Source organism: Halalkalibacter lacteus (assembly GCF_036663595.1).
Taxonomy (GTDB): domain Bacteria; phylum Bacillota; class Bacilli; order Bacillales; family Bacillaceae_D; genus Halalkalibacter; species Halalkalibacter lacteus.
On record NZ_JAWRVL010000006.1, the window covers coordinates 104,872 to 120,674 of the forward strand.

General features: G+C 39.6%; 11 protein-coding genes and 2 pseudogenes. 6 read left to right on the plus strand and 7 right to left on the minus strand.

Annotated elements, in window-relative coordinates; all coding sequences use genetic code 11:
- Window positions 1-424: 424 nt before the first annotated feature.
- A complete protein-coding gene (locus SAZ04_RS06355; protein WP_332692742.1) occupies window positions 425-880 on the minus strand; it encodes a hypothetical protein in 456 nt (151 codons plus the stop codon).
- A 356-nt stretch (window positions 881-1,236) separates the two neighbouring features.
- On the opposite strand from SAZ04_RS06355, the pseudogene SAZ04_RS06360 reads away from it, so the two are divergent.
- Window positions 1,237-1,522: pseudogene (locus SAZ04_RS06360) on the plus strand (VOC family protein); the annotation flags it as partial.
- Window positions 1,523-1,652: 130 nt separating this feature from the next.
- Window positions 1,653-2,576, plus strand: a complete 924-nt coding sequence (locus SAZ04_RS06365; protein WP_332692744.1) for a S66 peptidase family protein — start codon at window positions 1,653-1,655, stop codon at window positions 2,574-2,576.
- A 79-nt stretch (window positions 2,577-2,655) separates the two neighbouring features.
- On the opposite strand, the gene SAZ04_RS06370 is transcribed toward SAZ04_RS06365, so the two are convergent.
- Window positions 2,656-3,117: a hypothetical protein gene (locus tag SAZ04_RS06370; RefSeq protein ID WP_332692747.1), complete on the minus strand. Its 462-nt coding sequence runs from the start codon at window positions 3,115-3,117 to the stop codon at window positions 2,656-2,658.
- A gap of 307 nt (window positions 3,118-3,424) precedes the next feature.
- Between SAZ04_RS06370 and htpX the strand changes: the two genes are divergently transcribed.
- Window positions 3,425-4,339 (plus strand): protease HtpX, encoded by a 915-nt coding sequence (gene htpX, locus SAZ04_RS06375; RefSeq protein WP_332692750.1) that lies wholly within the window; start codon window positions 3,425-3,427, stop codon window positions 4,337-4,339.
- A gap of 56 nt (window positions 4,340-4,395) precedes the next feature.
- Here the strand turns inward: htpX and SAZ04_RS06380 are convergent, their stop codons facing one another.
- A complete protein-coding gene (locus SAZ04_RS06380; RefSeq protein ID WP_332692753.1) occupies window positions 4,396-4,689 on the minus strand; it encodes a hypothetical protein in 294 nt (97 codons plus the stop codon).
- A 319-nt stretch (window positions 4,690-5,008) separates the two neighbouring features.
- A pseudogene (locus tag SAZ04_RS06385) lies at window positions 5,009-5,101 on the minus strand (VOC family protein); the annotation flags it as partial.
- A gap of 118 nt (window positions 5,102-5,219) precedes the next feature.
- On the opposite strand from SAZ04_RS06385, the gene SAZ04_RS06390 reads away from it, so the two are divergent.
- Window positions 5,220-6,164: an aldo/keto reductase gene (locus SAZ04_RS06390; protein ID WP_431308969.1), complete on the plus strand. Its 945-nt coding sequence runs from the start codon at window positions 5,220-5,222 to the stop codon at window positions 6,162-6,164.
- 125 nt (window positions 6,165-6,289) lie between these two features.
- Window positions 6,290-7,453 carry an iron-containing alcohol dehydrogenase gene (locus SAZ04_RS06395; protein ID WP_332692759.1) on the plus strand — a complete coding sequence of 388 codons (1,164 nt, stop codon included), beginning with the start codon at window positions 6,290-6,292 and terminating at the stop codon, window positions 7,451-7,453.
- A 102-nt stretch (window positions 7,454-7,555) separates the two neighbouring features.
- Here SAZ04_RS06395 and SAZ04_RS06400 read toward each other — a convergent pair whose 3' ends face one another.
- The 3 genes from SAZ04_RS06400 to proC are packed head-to-tail and all read right to left on the minus strand — an operon-like array spanning window position 7,556 to window position 10,865.
- Complete coding sequence (locus SAZ04_RS06400; RefSeq protein ID WP_332692958.1) at window positions 7,556-8,818, minus strand: glutamate-5-semialdehyde dehydrogenase; 1,263 nt, start codon at window positions 8,816-8,818, stop codon at window positions 7,556-7,558.
- A 26-nt stretch (window positions 8,819-8,844) separates the two neighbouring features.
- Window positions 8,845-9,984 (minus strand): glutamate 5-kinase, encoded by a 1,140-nt coding sequence (gene proB, locus SAZ04_RS06405; RefSeq protein WP_332692762.1) that lies wholly within the window; start codon window positions 9,982-9,984, stop codon window positions 8,845-8,847.
- Window positions 9,985-10,016: 32 nt separating this feature from the next.
- Window positions 10,017-10,865: a pyrroline-5-carboxylate reductase gene (gene proC, locus SAZ04_RS06410; protein WP_332692765.1), complete on the minus strand. Its 849-nt coding sequence runs from the start codon at window positions 10,863-10,865 to the stop codon at window positions 10,017-10,019.
- Window positions 10,866-11,206: 341 nt separating this feature from the next.
- On the opposite strand from proC, the gene gltB reads away from it, so the two are divergent.
- Entirely contained in the window at window positions 11,207-15,802 is a 4,596-nt protein-coding gene (gene gltB / locus SAZ04_RS06415; RefSeq protein ID WP_332692768.1) for a glutamate synthase large subunit, read from the plus strand.
- The last annotated feature ends 1 nt before the right edge of the window (window position 15,803 follow it).

A 15,803-nucleotide genomic window follows, 5' to 3' on the forward strand; every position in this document is an offset into this window, starting at 1 on the left:
GGCGTCATGGTCCCAATCATTGGTGCGAGAACCTTGAACAATTATCGGTTACTCCACCACATACGACAGACTGTGCTGAGGAGCTTTATAATCACTTTGGAAATTCAGCAGTGGTGAGATCGCTAACTGAAGAACCAATCAACTGCAATCTTTCTATCGTTGGGTCTTTAAGATGAGAGTTCTAGACCTCCGTACATTACAGAATTAAAAAGAGCTTCTTCCACATAATAAGGAAGGTGAAGCTCTTTTTTTAGTTGCAGTTAATAAAACAGCTTCATCAATTCATGAAACATAAGTTCCTACTATTCTTTAACTAAAGAAAGATATAATGAGACAGATAGTAGGAGGTTAAGGCATGGATATGATCCTGCCAACGCTACATTAACGTTTTAATTCAGTGGGGCGAGAAACCTTTTAGAACCCACTAGTTTATCGAAACACCATCATCGCAAGGCTCTTTATTTGATTGCAGATTGATGATTTTCTCACTTAAAAAGGCTAGCTTAGCTTTTGTTTCTTTGATTTTTACCCTATCGTTTGCTTCTATGTATTCATGAAGCTCGAGCAAATGGTAATCAATTTCTAAATATAATGTTTTATATGATTTATTTTGGTTTTTATCTAGTGTGATTCCTAATACTTTTTCAAATACTGATATTACTTTAGGGTCAGTAGACTCTAGATGCTGAAACGCAAGGTTTTCTCCATTGGTAAAAGTCGCTTTGCTCATTTGTTTTGACTTATGATCTCGAATGTTTAGAATGCTGTAATGTTCTAAATGATTCCAAAATATTTTGAAATTCTTATTTGGTAATGCACGGATAACATAACGAAGTGCTGGTTTACTAACAATAATATTTTCGCCAGGAGTTTTCTTCATATTGAATCACCTCTTATTGGTTTATATATCCCCTATAAATTAATTATAAACGTACTTCTTCATTAATTAAAGCGCTTTCATTTTCTAAAAAAAGCTATTTTTAATCATTATGGGACAAAGAAGTACTCGTATAGACAAAGTTCTGTAAAAAAGAGATAAGATTTTGATCTAGTTGCATATACAAAACAACAGAGAAATTAGAATCAGATTGTTTAGACATGTGATCCTCACCTCGCCCAAAATTCTAATATTCGTTCCATAACCTCCCTATGTCTTCAAGGTTCATATTCTACATTTATGATAAATAATCCTTTAATAGAGAATCTGTTTTTTTAATGAGACCTTTAGATTACGGTGCTGCATTAAATGAATGGATTGACCGTTTTCCAACTTTTGGAATACAAACATCAGGTTATGTTGATCGTCACTTTTTTGAATCGTTGTATGTAAGAGTTGCTCCACAAATTTTATTCGAATTTGCAACGGATGGTCCAGGATTTATGGGAGATGAATGAGCCTTATGAAACGCTTGGAGAAAAATTATCGTTGCCTCCATTTTTGGAATCAAAACGAGAACAAATTCAAAGAGCCGTTCGCCCGATTAATACGGTAAGAAGTACGAAAGAGTTTATTAAAGAGTAGATATCTCACATAAACTGAACAGTATTACCATATTTATTAATAAAAGCGTCACTTTTACTTAAGAGTGCAAGTTCGTATCCTATTAGAGAATATATTGAGTTTGATTTCACATAAGCAAGGAGAGGAAACTATGGCTATAAAACCACCTTTGTTGCAAAGTGGAGACACGATTGGTTTGGTTACACCTGGCAGCCCTCTTGACGCGAGTATTATTAATACAAGAGCTCAAACTCTGATGGATATGGGTTTTTCGATCGTTTATGGAAAGTACGTTTATTCTTTTGACGGGATCGCAGCTGCACCAGCTGAACAAAGAGCTGAAGATATTATGAATATGTTCAGAGATCCGAGAGTGAAAATGATCCTGCCTACAAGAGGAGGGACAGGGGTTCAGAGCATTCTTCCTTATTTGAATTTTGAAGAAATACGAGCGAATCCTAAAATTATATCTGGATATAGTGACATAACCGTACTACTAAATAGTCTGTATCAATTTAGTGATTTGAATACATTCCACAGTCTCATGCTGATAGATTTTAGATCAGATACTCCGACTTATAATTTCAATCAATTTTTTGAAGCAACGTCTACAGTTATTTCCCCAAGAACGATTCAAAACCCACCAGATATGCCAATGATGGGTTTAGTTCGAGGAAATGTAACAGGACCTATAGTAGGTGGCAATATGACTTCGTTAGTCAATACGCTTGGAACTCCTTATGAAATTGATACAAAAGGAAAAATACTCTTTCTAGAAGAAATCAATTCACCGACGACAATGATCTTTCGGTATGTAACGCAATTATTGATGGCGGGTAAATTTGAAGACTGTCTTGGCATTATCATGGGAGAATGTACGAATTGTCTTGTATCTTGGGGGACAACGTATGCAGACTTAATTAATGAATGGTTAGTTCCTTTAGGAAAGCCTTTAATGGTCAATGTTGCTACAGGACACGGAACTTATAAAGCTGCAATTCCAATAGGTGCTACTGTGAATCTTAATACAGTAGATAATACATTGACTGTAATTGAACCGACCGTTTCATCATGAAAGCTAGGTGATGATCCATCCAAAAAAAAGAGGCATATTTCCTTCCAAAAGGAAATATGCCTCTTTATATTAATGCTTTTTAAATACGTGAAAATCCTTCTTCGTCCAAGTAGTGTGTAGCTTCGTTATACGTAGTAAAGGTACCGTCTAAATGATCATCAGCGTAGACGTTCCACATGTCTTCTTCTTTTAATAAGGTAAGGGTTACGGTGTTGTCGTTGATCCATATTTCTTCTTTTGGTTCATTATCCATTTCTGATTCTTTAGGTGTTAAAGAAAGAATCGCTTTTCGAATCGTTGCTCGAAGCGCTTTTTCTGTAAAGTCACGGATATTCGCCATACCCTTATCATTTGTTTGATAGCCAGTCATTTTTCCAGCATAAACAAAGCCGTTTCCATTAGGATGTAAATGATAAACGACATTTTTTTGATCATACGAACTGTTCTTGTAATGAAAGTTTACTCTACCTAATGAAACATCTTTTCTTTCTAACTCAGGAAAAGATTCAATAATCGTCAATTTTTCTTCAAATGTTAACATGTTGCCTCCAGTATATCTATTTAGTTTGGCTATTATACCATATTAACTATGTCTGTGCCTCTTATAAAACATTAAAACGGGATGCATTCAATCACTATCATTATTAATGGAGCACCAAAAGCTTCAGTGGACTTTTTAGTTGAGTAAGCTTGTCGGTGCTCCACATGATGGAATGTTTTTGGGGGAAAGGAGACGGGCTATCCATGCTCTATCAACAATTATTTATTTCAATCTAGCATACTTCGCTGTCTTGATAGTAGAATCATGTTAAAATAGACATATACACAATGAAAATGGAGGCGTAGGAATGGGGAAACGATTATTACTTTTTATATTGACTAATATTCTCGTTATGACAACGATTGTTATTGTTTGGTCACTTATTACTACTTACACAGGCGTTAGTGGTTCGTTTGAAACAGGAGGTCCAGGACTCGGAATTGATTACGCGTCGTTAATGCTATTTAGCTTACTCGTTGGTTTTACAGGGGCGTTTATCTCACTAGCGATGTCACGTTGGGTAGCAAAGAAAATGATGAAGGTCAAAGTGTTGGATCAAAATGGTTCATTATCAGCACAGGAGCATGCTGTTGTGGAGAAAGTTCATCGCTTCTCGCGTGCAGCGGGTCTAACCCATATGCCAGAGGTTGGGATTTATCAATCTGCTGAGGTCAATGCCTTTGCGACAGGGCCTTCAAAAAAACGGTCACTTGTTGCCGTTTCATCAGGTTTATTAAACACAATGGATGACGCTGCCGTTGAAGGCGTCATTGCCCATGAGGTAGCTCACGTGGCGAACGGTGACATGGTTACGATGACCTTGTTGCAAGGTGTCGTTAACACATTTGTTGTGTTTTTCTCACGAATCGCAGCGATCCTTGTGTCACGTCTAGTGCGTTCTGAAATGCAAATGATCGTTCGATTTGCGGCGATCATTATTTTCCAAATTCTATTCTCGATTCTTGGGAGTTTAGTTGTTAGTGCGTATTCGCGACATCGCGAATTCCACGCCGACCGCGGAGGCGCTGATTTAGCGGGTAATGATAAAATGGCCCATGCATTAAGATCCTTGAAGCGCTATGTCGATCGTGCTAAAGTCGATGATCGTACCGACGATTCAGCGATTCAAACGATGAAAATTAACGGAAAAGGCGGGATGATGAAGCTCTTTTCATCTCACCCAGATTTAAATGAAAGAATTGCACGTTTAGAACAAAGGTAATACAATAGCTTAAAAAGCGAACAGCGTCTGATGCTGTTCGCTTTTTGTATTCTATTCTAAATGGAGAAACTAATGCCACCATCTTCACTAATTTCTACAGTTGAGTAGCTTTCAAAGGTTCCCATGTTTGTTATTTCATGCTGCACTGGGCTTGCAAAACTCTCCATATATTGTTGGTACACTTCTGGGTCTTTTACAACATGATAATAAAAGACCTTTTTTCCATTGCTTTCATCACTGCTTCTTAGCAAAAAATCATCGCCAAATTCCTCCTTAAACCATTCTCTCGCTTCTTCATGATTCTTGAAATCAGGCATTCGCTCATAAATGGAAGTTAAATCTAAGTTCATTCGATATCCGCCCCTTTCGTTCTGGAATATAGTATTAACCTTTTTTTATCTACTATCCATTCATTTTTTCCATCAAGCTTTTCACAGTCGATGAACCTAATTTTTTTCGTTTTTTAGAGCGAGTTTGATCCGCTATGTACAACCAATCAAACAGGAAATCAACATCTTTCTCTGTTAAATGAAAGGAATCATTGCTAATGGTTAATTGAGCTCTTGCTCCTTTTTCTTTAAGGTCAATTGCTATATTTCCGTTCGATTGTGTAATCGTTTAGGAGATCAAATTTTCAATGACTCTCGTTAATAGCTTGTTCATCGGACGCTACTCAATGATACCCCATTGTGGATTCCAGACTACTTCCCACAAATGACCATCGGGGTCTTGGAAGTGGCCAGAGTATCCACCCCAAAACGGTGACGTGATTATATCAAATGTGATCGAAGCTTTCTTACTTTCTCTAGCTAGTAAGAGATTTGTCGAAAAAAAAGTGGACTTGATTTATGACCGCTATCCTTCAACATGATAAAATAGAATGACGATACGTAAAGGAGTGTTCTTATTGAAAAAAGTCCGATTAGGAAACAGCGATTTACAAGTAGGGGAAATTTCGTTAGGGTGCATGCGAATGGACAAGCTTTCGAAAAAAGATGCAGCATATGTGATTGAAAACGCAATGGAAGCTGGAGTTGATTTGTTCGATCACGCTGATATTTATGGTGGTGGAAAATCAGAAGAGGTTTTTGCTGATGCGATTGATCTGAATTCATCGATTCGTGAAAAAATGATTATTCAGACAAAATGCGGGATTCGCAAAGGTTTTTTTGATTTTTCCAAAGAACATATTCTTACTTCAGTTGATGGTAGCCTAGAACGGTTAAATACGGATTATATTGATATTTTACTATTACATCGTCCTGATGCCTTGATGGAACCAGAAGAAGTGGCCGAAGCATTCACGAAGTTAAAGGAAAGCGGGAAAGTCCGCCATTTTGGTGTAAGCAATCAACATCCGATGCAAATTGAATTATTGAAAAAGTATCTAAAAGAAGATTTGATCGTGAACCAGTTGCAATTAAGCATCATGCATACACCTATCATTGATGCAGGCTTGAACGTAAACATGCAAAATGATGCAAGTATCGTTCGTGACAGTGGCATTCTTGAATACTGTCGCTTACATGATCTAACGATTCAAGCATGGTCTCCGTTTCAATATGGGATGATTAATGGTGTTTTTGTTGGCAATGACCAGTTTCCAGAAGTAAATGCAAAACTGCAAGAACTAGCTGAGAAAAAAGGCGTGACAGATTCAGCGATTGCGATTGCCTGGATTTTACGTCACCCTGCTAAGATTCAACCAGTTGTTGGTACGATGAATCCAGAGCGTTTAAATGACATAGCACAAGCTTCTCACATTGAATTAACAAGAGAAGAATGGTATGAACTGTATCGAGTAGCAGGGAATAAATTACCTTAGGTGCCTGGCACGCCTCGAAGTTTGTCGAATGCACAAAACTGACTCACGCTTCATGACACTATTTAATGTGTAAGCGGTTGCTATTATATTTTGAAATAATTAATATAAATGAAGGAGAAGTTAGTATGCAGAACTTTACGTTTCAAAATGGGACAAAGATCATTTTTGGGAAAGATCAAGAGCAATTAGTAGGACAAGAAGCTGTTCATTATGGGGAAAAACTTCTTTTGCATTATGGCGGAGGAAGCATTAAAGAAAGTGGATTGTATGACATAGTTGTTCAGTCCTTACATGAGCAAGGTGTTGAAATTATTGAACTAGGTGGGGTGAAGCCGAACCCGAGAGTGAGCCTTGTAAGAGAAGGTGTTACCCTTTGTAAGGAACATAACATTGACTTTATTCTAGCAGTAGGAGGAGGAAGTGTGATTGATTCGGCCAAGGCGATTGCCGCAGGGGCAAATTACGACGGTGATATTTGGGATTTTTTCACCGGGAAAAGCTCTGTAACCGATTGTCTACCGATCGGTGTTGTGTTAACGATTCCTGCTGCTGGTAGTGAAAGCAGTGCAGGAAGTGTGGTTACGAATGAAGAGGGCGATTATAAGAGAGCCGTCGGACATGACACGATGAGACCGAAGTTTGCAATCTTAAACCCAGTTCTTACATACACATTGCCATCCTATCAAACGGCTTGTGGCATTACCGATATGATATCACACATTTTAGAAAGATATTTCACAAATGAAAAGAATGTGGAACTGACAGATCGCTTATGTGAAGCAACTTTAAAAACGATCATCAATAATGCACATACTGTCATCGAAGATCCAACGAATTATGCAGCTAGAGCGGAGATTATGTGGGCGGGAACGCTTGCACATAATGATTTGCTAAATACCGGTAGAATTGGTGATTGGGGAAGCCATGATATTGAACATGAAATCAGTGGGATTTATGATATCGCGCATGGAGCGGGACTTGCGATCATCTTCCCGGCATGGATGAAATATGTGTACAAACATGATGTCAATCGTTTTGTTCAATTTGCGAACCGGGTATGGGATGTTGAAATTGACTTAAACGACGTAGAAAAAACAGCTTTAGCTGGTATTAAGAAAACAGAACAATTTTTCAGCTCAATTGGAATGCCGATCACACTTAAGGAAGCAAACATTGGTGAAGAGCATTTTGGAGAAATGGCTAAAAAGGGCACGGAAAGAGGTTCTCTTGGCAACTTTATTAAGTTGCATGAGGCCGATGTGTTTGAAATTTATCAATTAGCAAAATAAGAAAAAAGACCTCATTTTTTTGCGAGGTCTTTTTCTTCTGCCCTAGCGCACAAGATTGACGTTACGGCGAGTAACATGCCTAAATGAGTACGTAATTGAAGCTTATCTAATCTGTCCGTTTCCTGAAATACAGAACTTTGTTGTCGTTAAAGCAGGTAGCCCCATTGGTCCACGTGCATGGAGCTTTTGAGTAGAAATCCCAATTTCAGCTCCAAAGCCTAATGCACTTCCATCGGTAAAACGCGTTGAGGCGTTATGATAAACTGCAGCAGCGTCAACTGCCTGCATAAATTGATCAGCTGCTGTTTGGTTTTCTGTAATGATAGCCTCTGAGTGTTTCGTCCCATATGTTTCGATATGGTCGATCGCTTCTTGAATATCGCTTACCACTTTTACAGCGAGATCTAAACTTAAGTATTCTTCAGCCCAGTCTTTTTCTTCAGCCTTTACTGCACCTGGTATGGCCTGCATCACTTCTGCATCACCATGAACAGTGACCTTATACTCATTCAACTTTGAGATGAGTGATTCTTTATGATTTTTAAACCAATCTTTGTGAATAAGCACCGTTTCTAACGCGTTACAGACAGCGGGACGGTCTGTTTTTGCGTTAATGACAATGTTTAGTGCTTTTTCTACATCCGCTTCTTTATCGATATAGACATGCACATTCCCAACCCCAGTCTCAAGCACAGGTATGGTTGCTTTTCTGACGACGGTTTCGATTAATGAACCGCCACCTCTAGGGATCAAGACGTCGATATGCTCTTTTAATGTAAAAAGCTGCTCAGTCGCACTTCTATCTGTACTAGCAATAAATTGTACAGCATCTACGGGTATTTTTGTTTTCTCAAGAGCCCTATGAATAACTGAAATAATTGCTTTGTTTGAGAACAGGGCAGAAGATCCGCCTTTTAAGACGATTGCATTTCCGGATTTTAAAGCAAGTCCTGTTGCATCAACGGTTACATTTGGTCTAGCCTCATAAATCATCCCTATTACGCCAAGTGGAACCCGTATTTTCTTGACATTCAATCCATTTTCCAATGTCCATTCAGAGAGAACGTCCCCTACAGGATCATCCAATTTAGCCACTTCTCTGAGACCTTCTGCAAAATCGTTCACACGCTCTTTGGTTAAGCGAAGTCGATCCATAAAGGCACTATCGAAATTTTTTTCTGTCCCTTTTGTTAAATCCTTTTGATTTTCCTCTAGTATAAAGGAGTATTCTTGATCTAATTCATCTGCAATTACAAGCAAAGCTTCATTTTTATCAGCTGTTGACAAAATACTTAGTGGTTTCCCCGCTTTTTGTGCTTTTTGTGCTTGCTCTTTTACATTTACTTCAGTACTATTTTCTGTAATCAACAAGATTCTCTCCTTTCGTTATTTTAATGAGGCGTTGTTATGTTTGTGTGGCACACGAAGTCATCTTGACTAACGGCTTCACTTTTTGTCACTTTTATATGATCAGGAATTTCTCTTAGTTTGAGTCTTTTGATTTCACGGAGCTGGTCTGCAGAATAATTAATGACCCCGCGGCCAACTTCGTCTCCGTTCAAATGCCGTATAACGACAACATCGCCGCAATCAAACGTTCCCTTCACTTCTCGAACACCTTGAGGAAGTAGATGACTTTGCTCTTCTGTAATAGCCACACGTGCTCCATCATCAATGATAACTTCACCTTTTGTGCTTGAATTAAACGCAATCCAATGTTGTCTTACATCTAGATCATCTTGCTCTGCGTTCGGTTTAAAATAGGTTCCTTTTGCCTTGTGGCTAACAGCATCGAATAGAATATTAGGTTTATTCGCATCTCCAATAAACGTTTCAATCCCTGCAGCTAATGATATTTTTACTGCTTCAATTTTAGAGCCCATTCCTCCTGTTCCAACGTCACTATCTGAATCACCAGCCGCTGCTTCTATCTCTGGTGTAATCTCATTAACAACCTCTAGAAGCTTAGCATCAGGATTTGTTCGAGGGTTATCGTCGTAAAGGCCATCAATATCGGATAATATAATCAGTTGATCCGCTTCAACCAAGCCCGCTACTTTAGCTGATAATGTATCGTTATCACCAAATTTTAATTGTTTAATCGTAATGGTATCATTCTCGTTCACAATTGGAACGGCTCCTCGTTCAAGCAGTACTTGTATCGTATTCCTTGCGTTCATATAACGCTTTTGATCTAGAAAATCACTTCGAGTAATTAAAATTTGTGAAGCGACATATCCATGGGAGCCAAATCTTTCTGAGTAAGCTTCCATCAATAGGCATTGTCCGATCGAAGCAGCCGCCTGCTTTTCAGCCAACTTTTTAGGGCGCTCGATAAAGCCGAGCTTTCGATATCCTGCTGCAACAGCCCCAGAAGAGACCAAAACAAGTTCATGACCATCATCTAATATAAGAGCAATTTCATCGACTAAGCGGACCAATTTTCGTAAACTAATTTCACCGTTTCGACTCGTTAATGAACTACTACCAATTTTGACTACTATACGTTTTTTTTCTTGTGTTTCTGTCATTTTTCCACCTCTAATTTAAAAAATAAACGAAATCATTTAAGCATGTTTTCGGGTAACGTTGACATCTCCTTTGTAATTTCTTTAGAGCGTTGTGCAGCCCGTTTTATGCAGTTAATCATAATCTCTTGAGCCTGATTGTTTTCTAGTACTTGTAACCCAGCTTCAGTTGTTCCCCCGGGGCTTTTTACTTTTTGATATAATTCTCTGGGAGTTTGATCCGTGCTCTTTAAAAGATCGACTGACCCTTGAATCATTTGCAATATTAACTCTTCACCTAGCTTGCGATCCAAATGAAGTTCTTTTAATGAATCAAACATAGCTTCAACTAAGTAATACATATAAGCTGGACCACTACCGGCAATGGCTGTGACACTATCTACATCCTCTTCCTTGACTTGTCTAACCATCCCAACGGCTTGAAACAATGACTCCGTAATGTTTAGATGTTCATCTTGCACATACTTTCCTGGCGAAAAAACAGTCGCAGATGATCCGACAGCGGCCGAAGTATTTGGCATAACTCGAACAACTGGGGCGTTGTGACCTAATAAATATGAAATATAATCTGTAGTGATTCCAGCAAGTACTGATATAAACAGTTGATTTTCTGTTGTGTTTGACCGAATTAATTCAATTGCTTTTTGAACTCCTGCGGGTTTCATTGCGAGTATGACAACATCAGCTTCCGCTAAGACATGTTCATGGTTCGAACTTATTTGTACACCATATTTTTCCTTCAATTCAAGAAGTCGATCCTCGTTTTGACGGTTCGTAACAATAATATTTTTAGGGGACATTTTTTTTTGTTGAATTAGTCCAGAAAAAATGGCTTCAGCCATCGAACCTGCACCAATAAAAGCTAGCTTGTAGTGCTGTTTCACTAATTATCATCTCCAATTTTTAAAATTCGTCTTTAAGTATTAAATTTATTTTGTCCAGAACCACCAATTTATTCAGTTTAAAAAAATAGTAAGAGTTAACCATAACATAGAAAATGCCTAATGAAAAAAGAAACACTTATCTCAAATCATTTACAAACATTTTGCAAATGATTCGAATCAACTTGTATGAAATAGGTGGAAGAAGTTTACACTACTTTATGATGTAAAGGTTGCCGATGAAATCTTGGATCACTATATGTATGAAATAGTAAGTTACTTTTCTAACTAGCTTGTGTACATAATCTAGTTAGATTGATCTTTGGTAAAAGGGGGAAGTTGTGATGAAAACGAAAGGATATCCGGTTGCGCAAGGATTGTATCATCCTGAGAACGAACATGAAGCTTGTGGAATCGGGATGGTAGCGAATATAGACGGAACTAAAACGCATGAAATCGTTGAAAATGCAATTACGATCTTGTGTAATTTAGAGCATCGTGGAGGCCAATCGGCCGATACAAGTACCGGCGATGGTGCAGGGATTTTGACGCAAATTCCGCACTCCTTTTTTGAAAAACAGTGTGAGAAAGAAAACATTATCCTTCCGGAAGAAGGAGGCTACGGGATTGGCATGGTCTTTCTTCCTCAGGACCCTGACGTTAGAAAACAGGTTCAAAAGCAGGTTAAAAATGTGATTGAAGACGAAGGCCAAACGTTTCTTGGGTGGCGAACCGTTCCAGTGAATGATTCATTTGTCGGGGATATAGCCAAAAAGTCAAAACCGTTTATACGTCAAATGTTCATTGCACCATCAAGTAATATCGGCGACCAGGATGATTTTGAAAGAAAATTATACGTAATTCGAAAAAGGTTAGAAAAAGAAGTTCTAGCCACTGATAAGGAACATCGAGAAGGCTTTTATATTTGCAGTTTGTCAACAAGAACAATTGTCTATAAAGGGATGTTAATTCCAGAACAATTGGACTCGTTTTATATTGATTTGAACCATCGTTACTTTAAGTCTGCATTAGCGCTTGTTCATTCACGTTTTAGCACGAATACATTTCCAAGTTGGGAGAGGTCTCATCCAAACCGCTTTACGATACATAATGGTGAATTTAATACCATTAAAGGGAATGTGAAGTGGATGCAGGCAAGAGAGGCCGAGTGCCAATCCGACAAGTTTAACAGCGAGGATGATCAAAAGTTATATCCGGTGATCGATACGGATGGCAGTGATTCTTCGATGTTTGATAATTGCTTTGAATTTCTTCACCTTTCAGGACGATCACTTGCTCATACGGCGATGATGATGATTCCTGAGCCGTGGGCACATGATGAAACAATGGATTATGAAAAGAGAGCGTTTTACGAATATCATAGTTGCCTTATGGAACCGTGGGACGGGCCTGCAGCTGTTGTATTTACCGACGGAAAACAAATTGGCGCGTGCCTTGACCGAAATGGGCTTAGACCAGCAAGATACTATGTAACAAAAGACGGAATGATTGTGTTAGGTTCTGAAGTCGGTGCTTTAGATATTTTTGCAGAGGATATTGACTATAAAGACCGACTTCATCCGGGGAAAATGCTGCTTGTCGATTTAGAGCAGGGCCGAATGATTCCGGATGAAGAAATTAAAGGGCAGGTCTCATCCGAGCAACCGTATCAAGATTGGTTAGCTAAGCATTTAATGAGTCTGGATGATTTGCCTGAAGCAAGCAGCCATGATCACCCATTTGAAGCAGAAGAACGGACGCAACAACAGCTTGCATTTGGCTATACAAATGAAGAGCTAAATAAAATCTTAAAGCCAATGGTAACAGACGGGAAAGATCCAGTTGGTTCAATGGGGTACGATTCGCCGCTTGCGGTTTTATCGAAAAGGCCTCAGCTTCTCTACAACTATTTTAAACAGTTGTTTGCACAAGTAACGAATCCGCCAATTGATGCGATTCGCGAGGAGATTATTACGTCAGTTATCACAACAATTGGACCAGAGAGAAACTTACTGAAACCGGAGGCGGAAAGCTGTAGCCAACTACAAATTGATACACCAATTTTAAGCAACCTTCAGCTGGCCAAGCTTCAATCGTCAACGTTTAAGACAGAAACACTGTCCATGCTCTTTTCTGTTGAGTCTGAGACTCCTGCTTTTGAAAACATATTAAGTGAGCTCTTTAGCAAAGCGGATACAGCAATCAAAAACGGGGCAACATTTCTCGTTTTATCCGACAGAGGCGTCAATGCTAAACAGGCATCACTACCGGCATTGCTAGCTGTTTCGGGTTTGCATCATAACCTCATCAGGAGCGGGACTCGTTCGAAAGTGAGCATTCTAGTTGAGTCAGCCGAACCAAGAGAGGTCCATCATTTTGCAGCCTTACTCGGTTTTGGTGCAGAAGCGATTAATCCGTATTTAGCCTATGAGTCATTGCAAGGGTTAATAGAAAATGGTGACATTCGTGATACGTCTATTGATCAAGCTATTGAAGTGTACAGAAAGGCGGCTACGGATGGAATATTAAAAGTGTTATCGAAAATGGGCATTTCGACGATTCAAAGTTATCGTGGTGCGCAAATTTTTGAAGCGATTGGAATCCATAAAGATGTGATTGACAAATACTTTACGCAAACCGCGTCGCGAATCGGTGGAATCGGACTAGACATTATCGCAAAAGAAGTAATGATGCGGCATAATAGAGCGTTTGCTGAGCCAAGAGGTGTAGAAACGTCATTAGAATCAGGCGATGATTTTCAGTGGCGCCAGGACGGGGAAGATCACCAATACAATCCAAAGACGATTCATCTGCTTCAACAAGCATGCAGAACAAATAACTATAAATTGTTTAAAGAATACTCATCCCTCCTAACCGATACGAATCATAATTTGCAGTCGATTCGAGGATTGCTTTCATTTAAGAAAAGAGAAGCGATCTCGGTTGACGAGGTAGAATCCATTGAAGAGATTTGCAAAAGATTTAAAACAGGTGCAATGTCTTACGGATCAATCAGTCAGGAAGCTCATGAAGCCCTAGCGATTGCGATGAATCGAATCGGTGGGAAAAGCAACTCAGGAGAAGGTGGAGAAAACCCTGAGCGATTTACACGTGATCCAAATGGGGACTTGCGCCGCAGTGCGATTAAACAAGTTGCTTCTGGACGCTTTGGAGTAAGTAGCTATTATCTCGTCAATGCAGATGAAATTCAAATAAAAGTAGCCCAAGGTGCAAAGCCGGGAGAAGGCGGTCATCTACCAGGAAAGAAAGTCTATCCATGGATTGCAGAAGTAAGGGGTTCTACTCCTGGAGTTGGTCTCATTTCACCACCTCCGCATCATGACATTTATTCAATCGAGGATTTGGCCGAGCTCATTCATAATTTAAAAAATGCCAATCCAGCTGCTCGGATTAGCGTCAAGCTTGTATCAGAGGTAGGAGTGGGTACGATTGCCGCTGGTGTAGCGAAAGGAAGAGCAGACCTTGTACTAATTAGTGGCTATGACGGTGGAACGGGGGCTGCACCAAGGACGAGTTTAAAGCACGCGGGACTTCCGTGGGAAATTGGGCTCGCTGAAACGCACCAAACGTTACTTTTAAATCGCCTCCGTGATCGCATTGTCGTTGAAACAGATGGAAAGATGATGACAGGACGAGATGTCGTGATTGCTTCATTACTTGGAGCAGAGGAATTTGGATTTTCGACGGCCCCATTAGTTGTTCTCGGATGTATTTTAATGCGTGTTTGTCATCTTGATACATGTCCAGTAGGGGTCGCAACACAAAACCCTGAATTACGAAAGAAGTTTCCTGGCGAAGCGAAGCACGTAGCTAATTTTATGAGATTCATTGCAAAGGAAGTAAGAGAACTGATGGCTGAACTTGGGTTCAGGACGATGAATGAAATGATTGGAAGAACCGATGTACTACAAGCCAATCAAGCAATTGCCCACTGGAAAGCGAAGGGAATCGATCTAAGCGACCTTCTCTATCAACCAGACGTACCAAAACATGTAAGTCGTTATGCGACAGTGGAACAAGTTCACGGTCTTGATAAAACGTTAGACAAACAAGAGTTAATTCCGTTATGTCTCGACGCGTTAGAAAAGCAGGAACCGGTCGAAGCGACGTTTTCGATTCGCAATATTAACCGCGTGGCAGGGACAATGCTTGGAAGTGAAATCACAAAACGATACGGTGCTAAAGGGTTACCTGAGGACACAATTCGTCTCACGTGTAAAGGTTCAGCAGGACAAAGCTTTGCTGCCTTTATCCCACCTGGATTGACCATGAGACTGATTGGAGATGCCAATGACTTTTTAGGAAAGGGATTATCAGGAGGAAAGATCATTGTCCATCCTTCGCGCAAAAGTACCTTTATCCCAGAAGAAAACATTATTGTCGGGAACGTTTCCTTTTACGGTGCAACTGCAGGTGAGGCGTATATAAATGGAATTGCTGGAGAACGTTTCTGTGTAAGAAATAGTGGTGCCAATGTCGTCGTAGAAGGCGTTGGGGACCATGGATGTGAGTACATGACAGGTGGCAAGGTGGTTGTCCTCGGGGCAACGGGAAAGAATTTTGCAGCTGGAATGTCAGGTGGAGTAGCTTATGTATTAAATGAAACAGGTGATTTTAGAGGGAAGTGTAATATAGAACAAATTATCCTCGATCAAGTTGTCGATGAGAAAGAACTCAAGACGGTTTATAACATGATTGAAAGACATGTGAATTACACGAATAGCCCATATGGAAAACGAATACTAGATGACTGGGCAAATTTGAAAGAAAAATTGATACGAGTTATTCCGAAAGATTATTTAGAAATGCAAGAGCGAATCAGGCGTTACGAAGCAAGCGGTTTAAGTAAGTATAAAGCAGCACTTGCTGCTTTTGAAGAAGGCAAAAAAGCAGTGAATCAACTAAAAGATGGAGGGTGAA

Excerpts from the sequence above, each read along its gene's own strand:
- SAZ04_RS06355 (WP_332692742.1), bottom strand. The coding sequence starts at position 880 with ATGAAGAAAACTCCTGGCGAAAATATTATTGTTAGTAAACCAGCACTT.
- SAZ04_RS06365 (WP_332692744.1), top strand. The coding sequence starts at position 1,653 with ATGGCTATAAAACCACCTTTGTTGCAAAGTGGAGACACGATTGGTTTG.
- SAZ04_RS06370 (WP_332692747.1), bottom strand. The coding sequence starts at position 3,117 with ATGTTAACATTTGAAGAAAAATTGACGATTATTGAATCTTTTCCTGAG.
- htpX (WP_332692750.1), top strand. The coding sequence starts at position 3,425 with ATGGGGAAACGATTATTACTTTTTATATTGACTAATATTCTCGTTATG.
- SAZ04_RS06380 (WP_332692753.1), bottom strand. The coding sequence starts at position 4,689 with ATGAACTTAGATTTAACTTCCATTTATGAGCGAATGCCTGATTTCAAG.
- SAZ04_RS06390 (WP_431308969.1), top strand. The coding sequence starts at position 5,220 with ATGACGATACGTAAAGGAGTGTTCTTATTGAAAAAAGTCCGATTAGGA.
- SAZ04_RS06395 (WP_332692759.1), top strand. The coding sequence starts at position 6,290 with ATGCAGAACTTTACGTTTCAAAATGGGACAAAGATCATTTTTGGGAAA.
- proB (WP_332692762.1), bottom strand. The coding sequence starts at position 9,984 with ATGACAGAAACACAAGAAAAAAAACGTATAGTAGTCAAAATTGGTAGT.
- gltB (WP_332692768.1), top strand. The coding sequence starts at position 11,207 with ATGAAAACGAAAGGATATCCGGTTGCGCAAGGATTGTATCATCCTGAG.